The organism is Arthrobacter sp. KBS0703, from assembly GCF_002008315.2.
Classification (GTDB): Bacteria; Actinomycetota; Actinomycetes; order Actinomycetales; family Micrococcaceae; genus Arthrobacter.
On record NZ_MVDG02000002.1, the window covers coordinates 187,490 to 205,464 of the forward strand.

The window sequence follows — 17,975 nt, forward strand, 5'->3', positions numbered from 1 at the left end:
ATGGCCGGTTACTTGACGGCGCCGAGGGAGAGGCCTTGGACGAGCTTGTCCTGGGCTGCGAAGCCGGCAAACAGCACCGGCAGGGAAATGACGACGGCGGCCGCGCAGACTTTCGCGAGGAACAGGCCCTGGCTGGAGACGAAGCCGGTCAGGAAGACCGGAGCGGTGCCGGCCACCACCCCGGTGAGGACCCGGGCCAGCAGCAGTTCGTTCCAGCTGAAGATGAAGCAGATCAACGCGGTGGCCGCGATGCCGGGCATCGCCACCGGGGCAATGACCTTGCGCAGGGTCAGCAGCAGGTTTGCGCCGTCGATCTGGGCTGCTTCGAGCATTTCCACCGGCACTTCGGCAAGGAATGACCTCATCATCCAGACTGCGATGGGCAGGTTCATGGAGGTGTACATCAGGATCAGGAACCAGATGTTGTCCAGGGCGCCGGTGGTCTTCGCGAAAAGGTAGAGGGGCAGGATGGCGGCGACCACCGGCATCATCTTGGTGGAGAGGAAGAAGAACATGACGTCGGTCCACTTCTTCACCGGCCGGATCGAGAGGGCGTAAGCGGCCGGGATGGCCAATACCAGCACCAGCACGGTGGAGAGGATGGAGGCGGTGGCGGAGTTGATCAGCGGCGGCCACGGGCTGACGCCTGAGCTGGCGCCGAAGAACTCCTTGTAGGCGTCCAGGGTGAGGTTCGCCGCGAGGGAGGGCGGGTTGGTGGCTGCATCGTTTTCGGAGTGGAACGAGGTCAGGATCATCCACAGGACCGGGGCGGCGAACAGCAGGGCCAGCAGCCAGGCCGCGATGCCGGCGGCGGTGTTGTTCCGGGTGGGGTCCATCCGGGACTTGCCGCCGAACTTTCCGAATCTACTGCGCCGTGATCCGCTGTTGAGGGCGGTCGGGCCGGGGACGGAGTTCTGGGGTGCGGCAGGGGTGAGGGTGCTCATCGTGCTGCCTCCTTCTTGAAGAGCGAGAAAACGGTGCGGAGGGCGAAGGTCGCCACGACGATGGTGCCGATGACGACGACGACGCCGGCGGCTGATGCCAGGCCGTATTCGTTGGCGAAGTAGAACGTCTGGTAGATGGCGTAGGGCAGGTTGGCGGTGCCCAGCCCACCTGAGGTGAGGGTGAAGACGGCGTCGAAGTTCTGCACGATGTAGATGGCTCCGAGCAGTCCGCCCAGTTCCAGGTACTGGCGCAGGTGCGGCAGTGTGAGGTGGCGGAAGATGTCCCACGGCGTTGCGCCGTCCATTTGGGCCGCTTCGACGGTGTCCATGGGCCGGGACTGCAGGCCCGCGAGCAGGATGAGCATCATGAACGGCGTCCACTGCCAGACGAGCGAGACAATGACCGCCATCAGCGGCGCCTGGGACAGCAGGTCCGGCTGCGGCGGGGTGTTGCTGCCGAAGAGGGACCAGATCCAGGTCAGGGTGCCGTTGATCAGGCCGTAAGTGGGGTTCAGGAGGGCGTGCTTCCAGATCAGTGCCGCGGCCACGGGGACCACGAGGAACGGCGCGATCAGTAGGGTCCGGGCCAGGCCACGGCCGATGAACTTCTTGTCCAGCAGCAGGGCCAGTCCGAGGCCGATGACCAGGCTGGCCAGGACGACGGAGACGGTGAGGATGATCGTAGTGAAGATGGCCTGGCGCAGGTCGGCGTTGGTGAGGACCTGGATGTAGTTCTCCAAGCCGGCGAAGCCGGTCTGGTCGGGGCGGAGGCTGTTCCAGTTCAGGAACGAAATGATCAGCGTCACCACGAACGGAAGCTGGGTGACGATGATGAGGAAGATCAGGGCCGGCAGCAACGGCGCACGCCGGGCCCAGGCCAGAGCACGTTCACGGGCCCTGGCGTTCTTGGAAGGTTTGGTTGCGCTGGTCCCGGGGCGGGAGATGCGCGCTGTTGCGGTAGTCATGTTTGGTCTCCTGCGGTTCCGTGGCCCGCCCAGGGCGGGCCACGGAACCGGTTGGTGTGGGTTGTTACTTCTTGTACTTGTCGCCGATTTTTTGTGCGGCGTCTTGGCCCTTGGCCAAGGCGTCGGCTACAGAGCCCTGCCCTGCGATGGCGGAGCTGACACCTTGGGAGACCGTGGTGCCAAGGTCGGCGAACTCGGGGATGCCGACGAACTGGATGCCCACCACCGGGCGTTCCTGGACGCCGGGGTTCTTGGGATCGGCGTTTTCAATGGCGGAGCGTTCGGCCTTGAAGAACGGCGCGGCCTTCTGGAACTCGGCGTTCTCGTAGGTGGAGATGCGCTTGCCGGACGGAACCTTGGCCCAGCCGAGCTTGGAGGCGACCAGTTCCTCGTACTTCTTCGAGCTGGCCCAGGCAATGAACTTCCCGGCAGCGTCCTGCTTCTTCGATGCTGCCTGCACGCCCCAGGACCAGGTCCACAGCCAGCCGGAAGAATCGGTCTTCTTCACCGGAGCCTGGGCGTAGCCGATCTTTCCCTTGACTGGGGAGCTTGCGGCCTCCAGGGCGCCGGCGGCCGAGGTGGCGTCGTACCACATGGCGACCTTGCTCTGGCTCATGTTGTTCAGGCATTCGGTGAACCCCGCCTGGGCGGCGCCGGCTTCACCGTGCTCCCGCACCAGCTTGGTGTAGAACTCGGTCGCCTCGGTGAATTCTGGGGCATTGACCTTCGCGTTCCAGTCCTTGTCGAACCAGGTGCCGCCGAAGGTGTTGACCACGGTGGTGAGCGGCGCAAAGACCTGGCCCCAGCCGGGCTGGCCGCGCAGGCAGATGCCCTTCATGCCCGGAGCCGCGCCATCGGCCTTGGCAGCAAGATCGGCCACCTGGTCCCAGGTGGGCTTCTCCGGCATGGTCAGGCCCTTGGCATCGAAGATGTCCTTGCGGTACATGAGGAAGGAGGACTCTCCGTAGAACGGTTCGCCGTAGAGTTTGCCGTCCTTTCCGGTCAGCGACGCCGTGTAGGCCGGAAGAATGTCCGCCTGGTTGAACTCCGGGTCCTTGGCCACATTGTCCAGCGGCGCCAGCCAGTTGTTCGCGGAGTAAAAGGGAATCTCGTAGTTGGACAGGGACGCGACGTCGTACTGGCCGGCCTGGCTGGAGAACTCCTGGCTGATCTTGGCACGGACATCGTTCTCCGGCAGGACCGTGTAGTTCACCTTGATCCCGGTGTCCTTGGTGAAATTGTCCGCCGTGAGCCTCTGCAGGTCTTCCATCTGCGGGTTGTTCACCATCAGGACATTGATGCTGTTCTGGTCACCTGCCGCCGTGCCGCCGCCGGCACCGGAGCAGGCAGAGGCAGAAAGTGCGATACACAGGGCGCCGGCCGCCAGTGAGGCTGCACGTATTTTCGGGCGCATTAAGGACTCCTTCGTTCTTCATGGGGTGCGCAGCCACTGCACGTCGACTGCTGTGTCGAAGTACCGGACTGGAGCGGGGCTTTTGATCGGAATTTCCGAGTGCCGCGCTGATGTTCCTCAAGATTAGGCTTGTGCGCTGCCCCACAACTAGCGCCCTGCTTGCCAATTTCTGATACTAATTTTCCCGGCCCGCCGTCCGCCCAGGCGGTACTCTGGGAGAAATCACCATCGGTGATGTCCAGATTTCATGACCCGGGATGCAGGAGTACGGCTGTGGTTACATCAGATCCGCACGATGGCGCGTCGGCGAGGCTTGCCGAGCGGCTGCTGGGCATGCGCGCCAACAGGGAGGTAATCCCGGCGGATCCGAACCAGTCAGTCCGGTGGCATGAGCATGACTACCCCAGTCCGCTGGCGCGCTGGAACTACCATCCCGAATACGAGATCCACCTGATCCGGAAAGGCACCGGCAAATTCATCGTCGGAGACCACATAGGAACGTTCGAGGCCGGGCATGTGTCCATCGTGGGGTCGGGGCTTCCCCACGACTGGGTCAGCGACCTCGAGCCCGGCGGGGTCCTTGAGGGCCGCGATGCCGTTATCCAGTTCGACGGCAAGTGGGTCCTGCAGGCTGCCTCGATTGTTCCCGAATTGGCTCAGGTCAATCCACTCCTGGAGCAGTCCGCACGCGGGATCGAGTTCCTTGGCCGCTCCGCCGAGAACGCTGCCGCTTCCATCGAAGCCATGGGCACATCGACGGGACTGGAGCGGCTTCACCATCTCTTTAAGTTGTTCGCGATCCTCACCCGCGCACCGCAGGAGGAGCGGCGCTATCTGGCCGACGAATGGTTCAGGCCGCAGTTGGACGGGCAGGCGGCCGCCGTCGTGGACATCGTCCTTGAGTACGTGTTCACCAATCACGCCGGGACGGTCAAAATGTCCGAGGCGGCGGCCCTGGTGGGCATGCCCGAGCCGACGTTTTCGAAGTACTTCAAACGCGCCACCGGGCAAAACTTCAGCGACCTGGTGCGCAAACTCCGCCTGGCCCACGCGCGGCGCCTGCTGGAACGGACGGACAAGGCCATCTCGGACATTTGCTACGAAGTGGGCTTCTCCAACCTGTCCAACTTCAACAGGCACTTCCTTAACGACACCGGCGAAACCCCGCGGCACTACCGCCAACGCCTGCAGGGCTGACCTGCTCGGCCAGCTCGACGTTCCGCTCAGCACAGTGCCGAGCGGCGTCTAGGAGATGTTGCCCGTCCGAAACGCTACTTTTCGGTATCCCTAAATTCGCGTTATCCTCGTCCTATCAGCATGCCCCGATGACGAGGACCGATGATGGCCACAACGACACTTCAGGTACGCCCGGCAGCCACCCGGGTCTGGTCCCGGCTGCTGCTGCTCGGCCCGGCGTTTGTCGCCGCCATCGCCTACGTGGACCCCGGGAACGTCGCCGCCAACCTCACCGCCGGAGCCAGCTACGGCTACCTGCTGGTCTGGGTGCTGGTGGTGGCGAACGCCATGGCCGTGCTGGTGCAGTACCAGTCGGCGAAGCTGGGCCTCGCCACCGGCTTGAGCCTTCCGGAGATCATGGGAAAGCGCCTGGGGACCCGGCGCCGGCGGCTGTACTGGGCCCAGGCCGAGATCGTTGCCGGTGCCACGGACATGGCCGAAGTCATCGGCGGCGCCGTGGCCCTGAACCTGCTCTTCGGGCTCCCCCTGCTGGCGGGCGGGTTCATCATCGGGCTGGCCTCCATGCTGCTGCTGATCCTGCAGACAGCCCGGGGCCAGAGGTCGTTTGAGTACGCCATCCTGATCCTGCTCGGCGTCATCGCCGTCGGGTTCGTGTCCGGCTTGTTCGTCAACCCGCCCGATGCCGGAAGCGCCCTTGGCGGGCTGCTGCCCCGGTTCGAGGGGACCGACACGGTCCTGCTGGCCGCCAGCATGCTCGGCGCGACGGTGATGCCACATGCGATCTACCTGCACTCTGCCCTGGCGCGGGACCGACACGGCTTCTCCGAAGACCCGGCCGTGCGGACGCGGCTGATCCGGGCCACCCGCTTCGATGTCGTCGGAGCCCTGCTGCTGGCTGGCGTCGTCAACATTTCGATGCTGCTGCTGGCCGCGTCCAGCCTGCGCGGCATCGAGGGAACGGACACCATCGCCGGCGCCCACGCCGCCGTCCCGTCGGCGCTCGGCCCGGCCATCGGCATCGTGTTCGCGATCGGGCTGCTGGCCTCGGGGCTGGCCTCCACATCGGTGGGCTGCTACGCGGGCGCCACCATCATGGGCGGTCTGCTGAAGATCCGCGTGCCGCTGCTCACCCGGCGCGTCGTCACCTTGATCCCTGCGCTCATCATCCTGGGCGCCGGCATCGAACCGACGCTCGCCCTGGTCCTGAGCCAGGTCCTGCTCAGCTTCGGCATCCCCTTCGCCCTGATCCCGCTGATCCGGCTCACCGGAAAGCGCGAAGTCATGGGCATCCACACCGACTCCAAGCCGCTGAAGATCGCCGGCTGGACCAGCGCCACGCTCATCGTCGGACTGAACTGCGTGCTGATCACCCTGACCCTAACCGGCCAGGCCTGACCCCTTTCGGTGCAACCGCGCCGGCTGGCGCACGGCACTGCCACGGCCGACTTTTTCCGACTTTGTATTGCGCCGGGGCCCGCTGATCATCCACACTGGCTACAGATCCGCAGGAGATTCCCTCCGCCGATCCAGCCCGCCAGACACCACGGCCGGCCACCCCCGCCCCATCAGAGAATGCCGGGCAACCCCTCTCGAACCACCGCTTTCCGCCTCTCCGGGTACGCCCGGCCCCGGAAGCCTCTGCCGCTGAGAGCCCGGCACATCCCGACGAGAAAGAGACCACGATGATCAAGCGCCACTCGGACGTCGTCCTGGAAATCACCGCCCACGACCCCGACACCGTCGAAAACGACCTGAACGCCGCCGTAGAGATCGTCCGCCAACAAGCCATGAAGGAATCCCGCCACGGCATCCTCGTTACGCAGCACGGATACACCAGCTACACCGTCGCTGTAAGCCGCGATGTCCCCTACGGACAGACACACGAACGGCGCGAGCAGCCGGCCTAAAGACAACCGCAACTCAGGTAAGAACGGCAGGCGGGAACGGACGACGGCGGGACCTCCCGCCGTCGTCGCCTAGCCTTCCGCGGTGGCCGCCGGGACGGCCGGTGCCGCGCCGGCCTCTGTACCCTCGGCCTCCCCGGAAGCCTCCGGCGGCTCCGGCTTGTAGACCCAGGCCACCAGCACCACCGAGATGATCATTAGCAGGAACCACGAAACCAGCTTGTCGGGCGAGACCATGTGCCAGCCGTTCAGCTGGTTCGGATAAAGCCACGCCCCTGACCAGGTGGCGATGTTCTCGGCAATCCAGATGAACAGCGCCACCAGCAGGAACGCCAGGACCAGCGGCATCCGGAACCGGCGGCGGAACACCCGGAAGTGCATCACGCACCGGCCGAAGATCACCACGACGGCGGCCAGCAGGACCCAACGGGCGTCGGCGACGTAGTGGTGGGTGAAGAAGTTCGCGTAAATGCCGGCGGCCACGATCGCCGTGATCCACCGCCGCGGATATGCCGCGAAGCGCAGGTCGAAGAGCCGGTACACGCGCACCATATACGAACCCACGGCCGCGTACATGAAGCCGCTGAAGAGCGGCACCGCCCCGATCCGCAGGAAACCCTCGGCCTCGTACGTCCACGACCCGACGTCGGTCTTGAACAGCTCCATCACCGTCCCCACCAGGTGGAAGAGGACAATCACCCTGAGCTCCCGCACGGTTTCCAACCGGGTGGCCACCATCAGGATCTGGATCACGACGGCAGCGAGGGTCAGGAAATCGTTCCGGGCCAGTGCGGCGGCGTCCGGATACCAGAGCCGCGCCGCGAAGATCACGGCGAGGAGCGCGGCGCCGAAGATGCAGGCCCAGGCCTGCTTGAGGCCGAAGACGGCGAACTCCATGAGCCGCGCACGGATGCCGCTGGCCGGGGCGTTGTCGAGCAGCCGGTGCGCACGCTCGTCGATGCGGTTCTCTACGGACGTGAAGCTGCGCATTGGTACCCCGTTCCCCCGCCACGAGTGGCAATGTGTTTTCCCTGCACCACCGCCGGCGGCCGCTTGGTGCGGCCGACCCGGCGCAATGGCGCGCAATCCACGGTAGCCCAAAGCCCGTCCCGAAGGCGGTCAGGGGTGGGAGAGAGGGAACGACGCCGGGACCTCCCGCCGTCGTCTGCTGGAGGGCAATCCCGCAGCGCCGGCAATTTTGGTCGGTGCGGCGACCGAGAACCACCGGCGGGCAAGGCGAGCGCCGCGAGCCCGGTGGTGTGCCGGCCCCTGCGATGGGGATAGTTTGGTGGCATGACGGCTAGCTACAGGTACGACGTCGAAGTGCTGCACCTCCTAGTGTCGCCGGAACACGCCTACTTTGGCCGCGCCCGCGAGGGTGCGGCGGACGTCCCCACGGCCGATGCCGACCGGGTCCAGCTGGTGGCGGGCAAGGGCATCGTCGGTGACCGGTTCTTCGGCAAGGCCGCGCACATGGATGCTGCCGTCACCTTGTTCGCGGTTGAGGCGCTCGAAGCCATGGCCGCGGAGCTGGGCGCAGCGCCCTTCGACCCCCTCCTGACCCGGCGCAATGTGGTCCTCAGGGGCGCCCACCTGGCTCCGCTGATTGGCCAGGACTTCGAGCTGGAATCGCGCGGGAGCATGGTGCGGCTGAAGGCCTGTCTCTTATACACATCTAGATGTGTATAAGAGACAGATGCTGGCCCCGGGCGCACAAGGCCATGCGCGGGCGGGGCGGCGTGCGCTGCCAGCCGCTTTCGGACGGCATGTCTCTTATACACATCTAGATGTGTATAAGAGACAGGATCAGCCCCGTACTGCTCGACCCAGAGCGTGCGGGCGAGCCCACGCTGCTGCGGCCGTCCCGGCTGCCGTAGGGCAGCCGTAGGGCCTGCGTAGTCAGGCGTGGGCGAAAATGGGTCCATGACTCGGTATGTGATCACCCCGAACACAGCCCTGCGGCTCGCGCAGGACCAGACCGCCACCGGCGACGGGTGCCAGCTGGTGGCCCCGACGCTTCTCCGCTCCCAGGTCCTGTCGCTCCTCTACCAGGCGGTACGGCGCGGCGAGCTATCGAAGGCGGATGCCGCCCGGCAGCTCAACTATGTGCGGGCCCTGCGCATCCGCCTGCTCGGCGACCGCGTTCTTCAGGGCACCGCCTGGAAAGTGGCTGACCAGCTCGGCTGGCCGGACACCCTCGACGCCGAGTACGTCGCCCTGACCCAGCTGCAGGCCGAAGCCCTGGTCACCCTGGACGGGAAGCTCGCGCTGGCGGCCCGCGATCTGGTCGCGGTGGCACCGATCGAAGCGCTGTACTGATCCGTGGGCGGTGAGCGCCGGTGTCGGCGACGCCCGGGAGCAGCCGCCCGGGCTGGCCAGTCAGGTCAGTAGGACATCGACTGCCAAACGATGACTGCCATGAGGGCAAGGGCCGTGAAAGTGACCGCCCAGGTTTCCCGGCGCAGCCGCGCGTCGGTCCTTTCCCGGTTCGACGTCCGGCGGGATTTCCCGCTACGCGTCGTTCTCGGCCCGCACATAATCCTCCCGGTGGAACCTTCGACGTTCACTCGGGTTCCATCCGGGTCCGGACTCGCGGACCCGGATGGAACCGCCCTATCGCAATATGACGGTGCGGTTGCCGAGCAGCAGGATCCTGCCCTCGCAGTGCCAGCGGACGGCGTTGCGGAGGGCGGCGCATTCGGCGTCCCGGCCCACCGCGACCAGGTCATCGGCGGCGTACGTGTGGTCCACGTCGATGACCTGCTGCGAAATGATCGGGCCCTCATCGAGCTCGGCGTTGACGTAGTGCGCGGTGGCGCCCACGGTTTTTACGCCGCGTTCGTAGGCCTGGTGGTAGGGCTTGGCGCCCTTGAAGCTGGGCAGGAACGAGTGGTGGATGTTGATGGTCCGCCCTGCCAGCTTGGCCGATAGGTCGTCACTCAGGACCTGCATATAGCGGGCCAGCACCACGAGTTCCACGTCGAATTCATCAACGAGTTCGAGGAGCCGGGCTTCGGCGTCGGGCTTGGTGTCTTTGGTGACCGGGAGGTGGAAGAACGGGATGCCGTGCCATTGCATCAACGCCTCCTGCTCGCGGTGGTTGGACACCACGGCGACGATCTCCACCGGGATGTCGCCCGTGCCTGCCCTGAAGAGCAGGTCATTGAGGCAGTGGCCCATTTTGGACACCATCACCAGGACGCGGCGTTTGCGGCCGTGCGGTTCCAGCTGCCAGTTCATCTGCCACTGCTCCGCCACCGGCGTGAAGTCCCGGCGCAGCTCTTCCGTGAAGGACTCCTGCGCTGGGGACTCGTGTGCCGGGGACTCCTGCGCTGAGGAAAAGTGCACGCGCATGAAGAAGTGGCCTTCGCCCTTGTCCCTGTACTGCTTGATGTCGATGATGTCGCAGCCATGGTTGAGTAGGAAACCGGAGACAGCGTGAACGATGCCCGGAGACTCCGCACAGTCGACCGTCATGACATGTTCGACCCCGGCTGCAGGCTCCTCCGCCGTCCTGACGGGGCCGTTCAGTGTCTGTGCCGCGTGCAACGGTGCGGTGCCCATCTGTGCAGTGGTCATTTCTTCACCGATCCAAATTCCCGCGCGGCGGCTGACTCCTGCGCCAGATCCTCGGTGAGTTCGGCCTGGAACGTCGCGTAGCGGGCCAGGTGCGCCGGGCGCCGGCGCAGCACCAGCCAGGCGGCGCCGAGCAGGATGAACCACACCGGCGTGACCAGCAGCGCCGTCAGGGTGTCCGGCTGTGTGGTCAGCGTCCACAGCACGAAGGCGAAGAACGCGAAGACCACCCAGACCATGGGGACGCCGCCCGGCATCTGGTACTTCGACGCCTCGTGCAGGTGCGGGCGGCGCCGGCGGAAGGAAATGTAGCTGGCCAGAATGATGGACCACACGAACACGAAGCAGACGGCGGACACGGTGGTCACCATGTCGAAGGCCTTGCCGATGTCCTGCCCCGCGTACATCAGCACCACGCCGGAGAGCAGGAGGACGCAGGACAGGAACAGGGCATTCTGCGGGACCTTGCGGCGCGACAGCGCGCTGAAAACGGACGGAGCGTCACCCTCCTGGGCCAGCCCGTACACCATGCGGGACGTGGAGTAGATGCCGGAGTTGGCCGAGGACATGGCCGAGCTGAGCACCACCAGGTTCACCACCGTGGCGGCGGCACCCAGGCCTGCCAAGGAGAACATGGCGATGAACGGGCTGTGGCCGGCCTGGAACTGGGTCCAGGGCGTGACGGACATCAGAATGATGAGGGCGCCCACGTAAAAGAGCAGCACACGGATGGGGATGGAGTTGATGGCCTTGGGCAGGTTCTTCTCCGGGTCCTTGGCCTCTGCGGCCGTGGTGCCCACCAGTTCAATGCCCACAAAGGCGAAGACTGCAATCTGGAAGCCGGCCACGAATCCCATGAACTCGTTCGGGAAGAAACCGCCGTGGCTCCACAGGTTCGTGAAGGTGGCAGGGCCGGCGTCGGACTGGAACCCGCTGAAAATCATGAACAGGCCCACCACGATCAGTGCCGCGATGGCGATGATCTTGATCAGCGCGAACCAGAACTCCGTCTCGCCGAACGCCTTCACCGTGGTGAGATTCAGGAGCAGCAGGATGGCCACGGTGGCCAGGCCCGGGATCCAGAGCGGAAGCCCCGGCCAGAGTTCCTTCGAATAGCCGGCGATGGCGATGACGTCCGCGATGCCCGTGATCACCCAGCAGAACCAGTAGGTCCAGCCCGTGAAGAAGCCGGCCCAGGGGCCCAGGAGGTCCGCCGCGAAATCGCTGAAGGACTTGTAGTTCAGGTTGCTCAGCAGCAGTTCGCCCATGGCCCGCATGACGAAGAACAGCATGAAGCCGATGATCATGTAGACGAAGATGACCGAGGGCCCTGCCGCGGAGATGGTTTTGCCCGAGCCCATGAAGAGGCCGGTGCCGATGGCGCCGCCAATGGCGATCAGCTGGATGTGCCGGTTGCTGAGCTGCCGCTCAAGATGCGGCGTTTGCTGGGAAGTTACGGTTTCAGTTGTCACGTGCTGCTCCTCGAATCAATGCTTGCTGGAGTGCTGATGATGTTGCCGCCTGACCCGGGGCGCCGGGAACCGAATCAAGGCTGTTGAAGCTGTAGAGATGGATGCCCGCGACGCTGCCCGGCTGGCTTTCCAGTCCGGACACGAGGCCCTCTGGCGAGTAGCGGTCGCCGCTCAGGAGTTTGCGGGCCAGCGGGCCTTTGCGGCTAAGGAACCTGAGGGAACTTCCGACGCCGATCTGCGTCGCTAGGGAGACCAGCTTGGTCCGCGGAACGGACCCGGCCACGCCCGCCCAGACGGGCAGCCGGACGCCTTCGCGGCGCAGGAGCGCCGTGTAGTCGAGTATTTTCGGTGCGGAGAAGCACATCTGCGTGACGACGTGCGAAGCCAGGTGCTGCTTCGCCAGCAGGGCATCCAGCATGTCCACGGGGCCAACGGAAGGGTGACCCTCCGGGTAGCCCGCGACGCCTGCCCGCATCATTCCGCCGGAGTACTGCGCGATGTCTTCCAGCACCGGAAGGGCGGACTCGTACGGGCCTGCCGGCTGCTTCCGGTCTCCGCCGATCACGAACACTTCGCCGATGCCGGCAACGTCGCAGTCGCGCAGGATTCCGGTGAGGTCGGCACGGCTGTGCAGGCTCCGCGCCGCGAGATGCGGGATCACTTGGTAGCCGAGCACGCTCAGCTGGACGGCCGTGCGCATGGTCCGCTCGATGCCGTGATGGGGCAGGCACGTCACGGTGAGCGTGGTGGTCAGGGGCACCAGGGCCTCGACCTGCTCAACGATTCCTTCCGAGGGGATGATTTCTATTCTGACGGGGAACATCTTTGGTCCTCTCTGAACATCAGGGTGGGTCTGGAAAGTCAGGCCGAGGCCGCGAGCAGTGAGCTGGCTTCCTGGCGGGTGCTGCCGGAGCTTTCGATGTGCGCGAGTTCGGCCGGGATGTCCCAGCCCTTCTTGCGCATCGCGGTGGCCCAGAGCCGGCCGGCCCGGTACGAGGAGCGGACCAGCGGGCCGGACATGACGCCGAGGAAGCCGATCTCGTCCGCTTGCTGCTGCAGGTCCACGAATTCCTGCGGCTTGACCCAGCGGTCCACCGGGAGGTGGCGTTCGGACGGGCGCAGGTACTGGGTGATGGTGATCAGGTCACAGCCGGCCTCGTGCAGGTCCCGGAGCGCCTCGGAGATTTCCTCGCGGGTCTCGCCCATGCCCAGGATCAGGTTGGACTTGGTCACCATGCCCAGGTTCCGGCCCTGGGTGATGACGTCCAGGGACCGGTCGTAGCGGAACGCGGGGCGGATCCGCTTGAAGATCCGCGGCACGGTCTCGACGTTGTGGGCGAAGACCTCGGGCTTGGAATCGCAGATCGCCTCGATGTGCTCGGGCTTGCCGGAGAAGTCCGGGATCAGCAGTTCGACGCCGGAGCTCGTGGATCTTGCGGACCGTTTCGGCGTAGAGCCAGACGCCCTCGTCTTCGAGGTCGTCACGGGCCACGCCGGTCACGGTGGCGTAGCGCAGCTGCATGGCCTGGACCGAGCGGGCCACCTTGGTGGGTTCGAAGACGTCCACCGGGGAGGGCTTGCCGGTGTCGATCTGGCAGAAATCGCAGCGCCGGGTGCATTCGGAGCCGCCGATCAGGAAGGTGGCTTCCTTGTCTTCCCAGCACTCGAAGATGTTCGGGCAGCCGGCCTCCTCACACACGGTGTGGAGGCCCTCCTTCTTCACGAGGTTCTTGAGCTGGACGAACTCCGGGCCCATCTGGACCTTGGCCTTGATCCATTCCGGCTTGCGCTCCACCGGGGTGGCCGCATTGCGCTGCTCAATGCGCAGCATCTTCCGGCCTTCTGGTGCCAGTGTCATTGTTCTCTTTCCTTAGTGCGTGCGCCGGCGGACCGGCAAGACTTTGGTGCTGGGGCGGACGTGCCGGTCAGCATTCCACCACGTTGACGGCGAGGCCGCCCATCGCGGTTTCCTTGTACTTGGAGCTCATGTCCTTGCCGGTTTCGCGCATGGTCACGATGACCTCGTCCAGCGAAACCCGGTGCGAGCCGTCGCCCCAGAGCGCCATCTTGGCCGCGTTGATGGCCTTCGCGGCGGCAATGGCGTTCCGCTCGATGCACGGCACCTGCACCAGCCCGCCGATCGGATCGCAGGTCAGGCCCAGGTTGTGCTCCATCGCGATCTCGGCCGCGTTCTCCACCTGCGCCGGCGTGCCGCCCATGACCTCGGCCAGCCCCGCGGCGGCCATCGACGACGCCGAGCCCACCTCGCCCTGGCAGCCCACCTCGGCCCCGGAAATCGACGCCTGCTCCTTGTACAACACCCCGATCGCGCCCGCCGTGAGCAGGAACTTCACCACCACATCGTCACGATCCTGCTGGGTCGCCTGATCCATGCCCGGGGCGAAGTGCAGCGCGTAGTACAGCACCGCCGGGATGATGCCCGCGGCGCCGTTGGTCGGCGCGGTAACCACCCTGCCGCCGGAGGCGTTCTCCTCGTTCACCGCCAGGGCAATCAGGTTCACCCACTCCTGCCAGTACTTCGGGTCCCGGTAATCGGGATCCTGGTCCCGGCTCTCCTTCAGCAGCCGCTCGTGCCAGTCCGGGGCACGACGGCGGACCTTCAGCCCGCCCGGCAGCAGCCCCTCACGCCGGAGGCTGGTTTCCACACAGCCCTCCATCACCGAATAAATATGCAGCAGCCCCTCCCGGATCTCCTCCTCGGTGCGGCTGTCTTCCTCGTTGAGCCGCATGACATCGCTGATGCCCAACGACGTGTTCTGGCAGTGCTCGAGCAACTCGGCTGCGGTGCGGAACGGCAGCGGCAATTCCTTCTTGGACTCGTCCAGTTCCTGCTGCGCCGCGTCCTCCTCGCCCTCCCGGACGATGAAACCCCCGCCCACCGAGAAGAACGTGGCACTGCGCAGCACCTCCCCGCCCGCGTCCGAGACCGTGAACGTCATGCCGTTCGTATGCCGCGGCAGGACGGTCAGCGGACGCAGGACCATGTCCTTCACCCCGTACGGCAACGAAACCGCACCGGCCAGCCGCAGCGTCCCGGTCTCCGAGATCGCCGCCAGCCGCTGCTCCACCTCATCAGGCAGGATCAGCTCCGGATGGAAACCCTCCAGCCCCAGCAGGATCGCCGTCATGGTGCCATGCCCATGCCCCGTCGCGGCCAACGAACCATACAGATCCACCCGCAACGACGCCACCCGGTCCAGAACCCCGGACGCCTTAAGCTCCCCCGCGAACACCGCGGCAGCCCGCATCGGACCCACAGTATGCGAACTGGACGGGCCGATCCCGATCGAGAAGAGGTCAAAGACTCCAACAGCCATTGCAATTCCTTAGTTGGTAAGTGGTCGGGTGGGGCGGGCGGGAGCCTGGATGGGTGGGAGGTAGATGACCCGGCCCCGGCCCCGGAGCCGGGGACGGGGACGGTGGTTTCGACAGGTTCAGCCTGCGAGGTCGGCCACTGCCGGGTAAAGCGGGTGGGCTTCCGCGAGGGCCTCCACACGTGCGCGCAGACCGGAAAGGTCCGCGCCGGCGTCGGCGATCAGGGCCTCGGCGATGATGTCCGCGACCTCGGCGAAGGCGGCCTCGCCGAACCCGCGGGTGGCCAGGGCCGGGGTGCCGATCCGCAGCCCCGAAGTCACCATCGGCGGACGCGGGTCGAACGGCACGGCGTTGCGGTTGACCGTGATGTCGATTTCCGCGAGCCGGTCCTCGGCCTGCTGCCCGTCCAGTTCACAGTCGCGCAGGTCCACCAGGACCAGGTGCACGTCCGTGCCGCCGGAGATCACGTTAATCCCCTTCGCGGTGACGTCCGGCCGGACCAGGCGCTCGGCCAGGATCCGGGCGCCGGCCAGCACCCGCTCCTGCCGCTCCCGGAACTCCTCAGAGGCGGCGATCTTGAAGGCCACGGCCTTGCCGGCGATGACGTGTTCCAGCGGGCCGCCCTGCTGGCCTGGGAACACCGCCGAGTTGATCTTCTTGGCGATGTCGGCGTCGTTGGAAAGGATGATCCCGCCGCGAGGACCGGCAAGTGTCTTGTGCGTCGTAGACGTGGTGACGTGCGCGTGCGGCACCGGGGACGGGTGCAGCCCGGCGGCGACCAGCCCGGCGAAGTGCGCCATGTCCACCATCAGGTACGCGCCCACGAGGTCGGCGATGCGGCGGAACTCGGCGAAGTCGAGCTGCCGGGCGTAGGCGGACCAGCCGGCCACAATCAGCGCCGGCTTGTGCTCGAGGGCGAGGCGCTCCACTTCGGCCATGTCGATCCGGTGGTCCTCTTCGCGGACCTGGTAGGGGATGACGTTGTAGAGCCGGCCGGAGAAGTTAATCCGCATCCCGTGAGTCAGGTGCCCGCCATGCGCCAGGTTCAGGCCCATGATCGTGTCGCCCGGACGGATCAGCGCGTGCATTACGGAAGCGTTCGCCTGCGCGCCGGAGTGCGGCTGCACGTTCGCGTACTCGGCCCCGAACAGGGCCTTGACGCGGTCGATCGCGAGTTGCTCGATCACGTCAACGTGCTCGCAGCCGCCGTAATACCGCTTCCCGGGGTAGCCCTCGGCGTACTTGTTCGTCAGCACCGAACCCTGCGCCTGCATCACCGCGACCGCGGTGTGGTTCTCCGACGCGATCATCTCCAGCCCGTTGCGCTGCCGGGTCAGTTCGTCGTCGATCTTCGCCGCGATCTCCGGATCCAGCGCGGACAGCTCCGCATCCAGGGACGGGGAAACGACCTGCTCGAAGGCCGCCGTTGCGGCGCCTGCCCCGCTCACAGCTCGCCGCCGTTCGTGGAGGCGTACTCTTCAGCTGACATGAGCGGACCTTCTTCGGTCACGGCGACCTTGAACAGCCAGCCGGCACCGTAGGGATCGCTGTTGATCAGGGCGGGATCAGAAACGACGTCATCGTTGATCTCGACGACCTCGCCCGTCACCGGGGCGTACAGGTCCGAGACGGACTTGGTGGACTCCACCTCGCCGCAGGTCTCCCCCGCCGTCACGGTCGAGCCGACCTCGGGCAGGTCCACATACACAATGTCGCCCAGGGCATCGGCAGCCACGGCCGAGATGCCAATCCCCGCAGGGCCGGCCCCGTCAGCAGCAACCCACTCGTGCTCTGCGGAGTACTTCAGTTCAGCAACTACTTTGCTCATTCCAATTCCTTACTTCTCATCTGTCTAAAAAATCTGTGGTGGGCTTGGGTGCCAGTCGCGGTTTCGGCAAGCTCAACCAGCGGCTGCACCGCCGATCGGGCTTGTCGAGATCCAGGTGGCATCAAGCTCAACCCCCAATGATCGAGCTTGCGGAGACCACCGGTTTCGACAAGCTCATCCAGCGGGGCGGACTACTTTGCGCGCTTGTAGAAAGGCAGTGCGACGACTTCGAACGGCTCCGCCTTGCCGCGGAGGTCAATGTCCAGGGCGGTGCCGGGTTCGGTGAACTCGACGTCGACATAGGCCATCGCGACGGGGTAGCCCAGCGTCGGCGAGGGCTGTCCGGACGTGACTTCGCCAACAACGTTGCCATCCTTCAGGACCGGGTAGTGCCCGCGGCCTGCCCGGCGGCCCAGGCCCTTGAGGCCGACCAGCTTGCGGCCGGTGGTGGAGCCCGCGCCTGCTGCCTTGAGCTCGCTCAGTGCGGCCTTGCCGATGAAGTCCGACTCCTTGGCGAGGGAGACAACCGGGCCGAGCCCTGCGGCGTAGGGGTTGCCTTCGCGGGAGAGCTCGTTGCCGTAGAGCGGCATGCCGGCTTCGAGGCGCAGCGAGTCGCGGCAAGCCAGGCCTGCGGGAATGAGCCCGTGTCCGGCACCGGTTTCCAGCAACGCCTCCCACAGGCCCGCTGCGTCCTCGTTCGGCACGTAGATCTCGAAGCCGTCCTCGCCGGTGTACCCGGTCCGGGCCAGCAGCAGCTCCTGGGTAGTGCCGTTGACGGCGATACCTATCTCGACCGCCGCGTAGTACTTGAGCTCCGTGACCAGCGAGTGCTGCTCGGCCGGGACCAGGGTCAGCAGAATCGCCTCTGCCTTCGGCCCCTGCACGGCGATCAGGGACGTCTCTGCGGAATCGTCCTCCACCGTAACCTCGAAGCCGGCGGCCCTTTCGGCCAGTGCCGCGGCGACCACCGCGGCGTTGCCGGCGTTCGGGACCACGAGGTACTTCTCGTCGCCCCGGCGGTAGGAGATCAGGTCGTCGATGATGCCGCCGTCTTCGTGGCAGATCAGCGAGTACTTGGCCTTGCCGACGGCGACCGCTGACAGTTTGCCCGCCAGGGCGTAGTCCAGGAAAGTCGCAGCGTCCGGGCCGGTGACCCAGACTTCACCCATGTGGGAGAGGTCGAACAGGCCGGCGGCGGAGCGCACGGCGTGGTGCTCGGCCAGCTCAGAGCTGTACTTCAAGGGCATCTGCCAGCCGCCGAAGTCGGTGAAGGAGGCGCCGGCCTTCTTGTGCTCTTCGTAAAGCGCGGTGTAGTTCTCAGTCATGCGAAAATCCTTTC

General features: G+C 65.9%; 15 protein-coding genes and 2 pseudogenes. 5 read left to right on the forward strand and 12 right to left on the reverse strand.

Annotated elements, in window-relative coordinates; genetic code table 11:
• Positions 1-8: 8 nt before the first annotated feature.
• From B1A87_RS21380 to B1A87_RS21390, 3 genes are all read right to left on the reverse strand, one after another.
• Positions 9-944, reverse strand: coding sequence for a carbohydrate ABC transporter permease (locus tag B1A87_RS21380; protein ID WP_078026866.1), 936 nt, complete (start codon positions 942-944; stop codon positions 9-11).
• On the reverse strand, positions 941-1,909 hold the full coding sequence (locus B1A87_RS21385; RefSeq protein ID WP_078026865.1) for a carbohydrate ABC transporter permease: 969 nt from the start codon (positions 1,907-1,909) through the stop codon (positions 941-943). The genes B1A87_RS21380 and B1A87_RS21385 overlap by 4 nt, the downstream gene beginning before the upstream one ends.
• Before the next feature lie 64 nt (positions 1,910-1,973).
• Positions 1,974-3,323: a sugar ABC transporter substrate-binding protein gene (locus B1A87_RS21390; protein WP_078026864.1), complete on the reverse strand. Its 1,350-nt coding sequence runs from the start codon at positions 3,321-3,323 to the stop codon at positions 1,974-1,976.
• A 273-nt stretch (positions 3,324-3,596) separates the two neighbouring features.
• Here B1A87_RS21390 and B1A87_RS21395 point away from each other — a divergent pair, with 273 nt between their 5' ends.
• The 3 genes from B1A87_RS21395 (at position 3,597) to B1A87_RS21405 (ending at position 6,427) form a co-directional block, all read left to right on the forward strand.
• Entirely contained in the window at positions 3,597-4,520 is a 924-nt protein-coding gene (locus B1A87_RS21395) for an AraC family transcriptional regulator (RefSeq protein ID WP_260681104.1), read from the forward strand.
• A 144-nt stretch (positions 4,521-4,664) separates the two neighbouring features.
• Positions 4,665-5,915, forward strand: a complete 1,251-nt coding sequence (locus B1A87_RS21400) for an Nramp family divalent metal transporter (RefSeq protein WP_144275941.1) — start codon at positions 4,665-4,667, stop codon at positions 5,913-5,915.
• 287 nt (positions 5,916-6,202) lie between these two features.
• Positions 6,203-6,427, forward strand: a complete 225-nt coding sequence (locus B1A87_RS21405) for a hypothetical protein (RefSeq protein WP_078026862.1) — start codon at positions 6,203-6,205, stop codon at positions 6,425-6,427.
• A 69-nt stretch (positions 6,428-6,496) separates the two neighbouring features.
• Here the strand turns inward: B1A87_RS21405 and B1A87_RS21410 are convergent, their stop codons facing one another.
• Positions 6,497-7,414: a DUF817 domain-containing protein gene (locus B1A87_RS21410; protein ID WP_078026861.1), complete on the reverse strand. Its 918-nt coding sequence runs from the start codon at positions 7,412-7,414 to the stop codon at positions 6,497-6,499.
• 303 nt (positions 7,415-7,717) lie between these two features.
• On the opposite strand from B1A87_RS21410, the pseudogene B1A87_RS21415 reads away from it, so the two are divergent.
• Together B1A87_RS21415 and B1A87_RS21420 are read left to right on the forward strand one after the other, a co-directional pair.
• Positions 7,718-8,301 (forward strand): annotated as a pseudogene (locus tag B1A87_RS21415) (molybdenum cofactor biosysynthesis protein).
• A gap of 46 nt (positions 8,302-8,347) precedes the next feature.
• Positions 8,348-8,743, forward strand: a complete 396-nt coding sequence (locus B1A87_RS21420) for a type II toxin-antitoxin system VapC family toxin (RefSeq protein WP_078026859.1) — start codon at positions 8,348-8,350, stop codon at positions 8,741-8,743.
• A 294-nt stretch (positions 8,744-9,037) separates the two neighbouring features.
• On the opposite strand, the gene purU is transcribed toward B1A87_RS21420, so the two are convergent.
• The 8 genes and pseudogenes from purU to gcvT all read right to left on the reverse strand — a co-directional run bounded on the left by purU (position 9,038) and on the right by gcvT (position 17,961).
• Complete coding sequence (gene purU, locus B1A87_RS21425; protein ID WP_260681124.1) at positions 9,038-9,901, reverse strand: formyltetrahydrofolate deformylase; 864 nt, start codon at positions 9,899-9,901, stop codon at positions 9,038-9,040.
• A 98-nt stretch (positions 9,902-9,999) separates the two neighbouring features.
• Positions 10,000-11,472 (reverse strand): D-serine/D-alanine/glycine transporter, encoded by a 1,473-nt coding sequence (gene cycA, locus B1A87_RS21430; RefSeq protein WP_078026856.1) that lies wholly within the window; start codon positions 11,470-11,472, stop codon positions 10,000-10,002.
• A complete protein-coding gene (locus tag B1A87_RS21435; RefSeq protein ID WP_078026855.1) occupies positions 11,462-12,295 on the reverse strand; it encodes a methylenetetrahydrofolate reductase in 834 nt (277 codons plus the stop codon). The genes cycA and B1A87_RS21435 overlap by 11 nt, the downstream gene beginning before the upstream one ends.
• A 38-nt stretch (positions 12,296-12,333) precedes the next feature.
• Positions 12,334-13,330: pseudogene (lipA, locus tag B1A87_RS21440) on the reverse strand (lipoyl synthase).
• A gap of 67 nt (positions 13,331-13,397) precedes the next feature.
• The gene (locus tag B1A87_RS21445; RefSeq protein ID WP_144275927.1) at positions 13,398-14,810 is read right to left on the reverse strand and encodes an L-serine ammonia-lyase; all 1,413 of its coding nucleotides are present in this window, start codon (positions 14,808-14,810) and stop codon (positions 13,398-13,400) included.
• Positions 14,811-14,927: 117 nt separating this feature from the next.
• Positions 14,928-16,256, reverse strand: a complete 1,329-nt coding sequence (gene glyA, locus B1A87_RS21450) for a serine hydroxymethyltransferase (RefSeq protein ID WP_078028488.1) — start codon at positions 16,254-16,256, stop codon at positions 14,928-14,930.
• The gene (gene gcvH / locus B1A87_RS21455) at positions 16,253-16,636 is read right to left on the reverse strand and encodes a glycine cleavage system protein GcvH (protein WP_078028487.1); all 384 of its coding nucleotides are present in this window, start codon (positions 16,634-16,636) and stop codon (positions 16,253-16,255) included. The genes glyA and gcvH overlap by 4 nt, the downstream gene beginning before the upstream one ends.
• 191 nt (positions 16,637-16,827) lie before the next feature.
• Positions 16,828-17,961: a glycine cleavage system aminomethyltransferase GcvT gene (gene gcvT, locus B1A87_RS21460; RefSeq protein ID WP_078028486.1), complete on the reverse strand. Its 1,134-nt coding sequence runs from the start codon at positions 17,959-17,961 to the stop codon at positions 16,828-16,830.
• Positions 17,962-17,975: the final 14 nt, after the last annotated feature.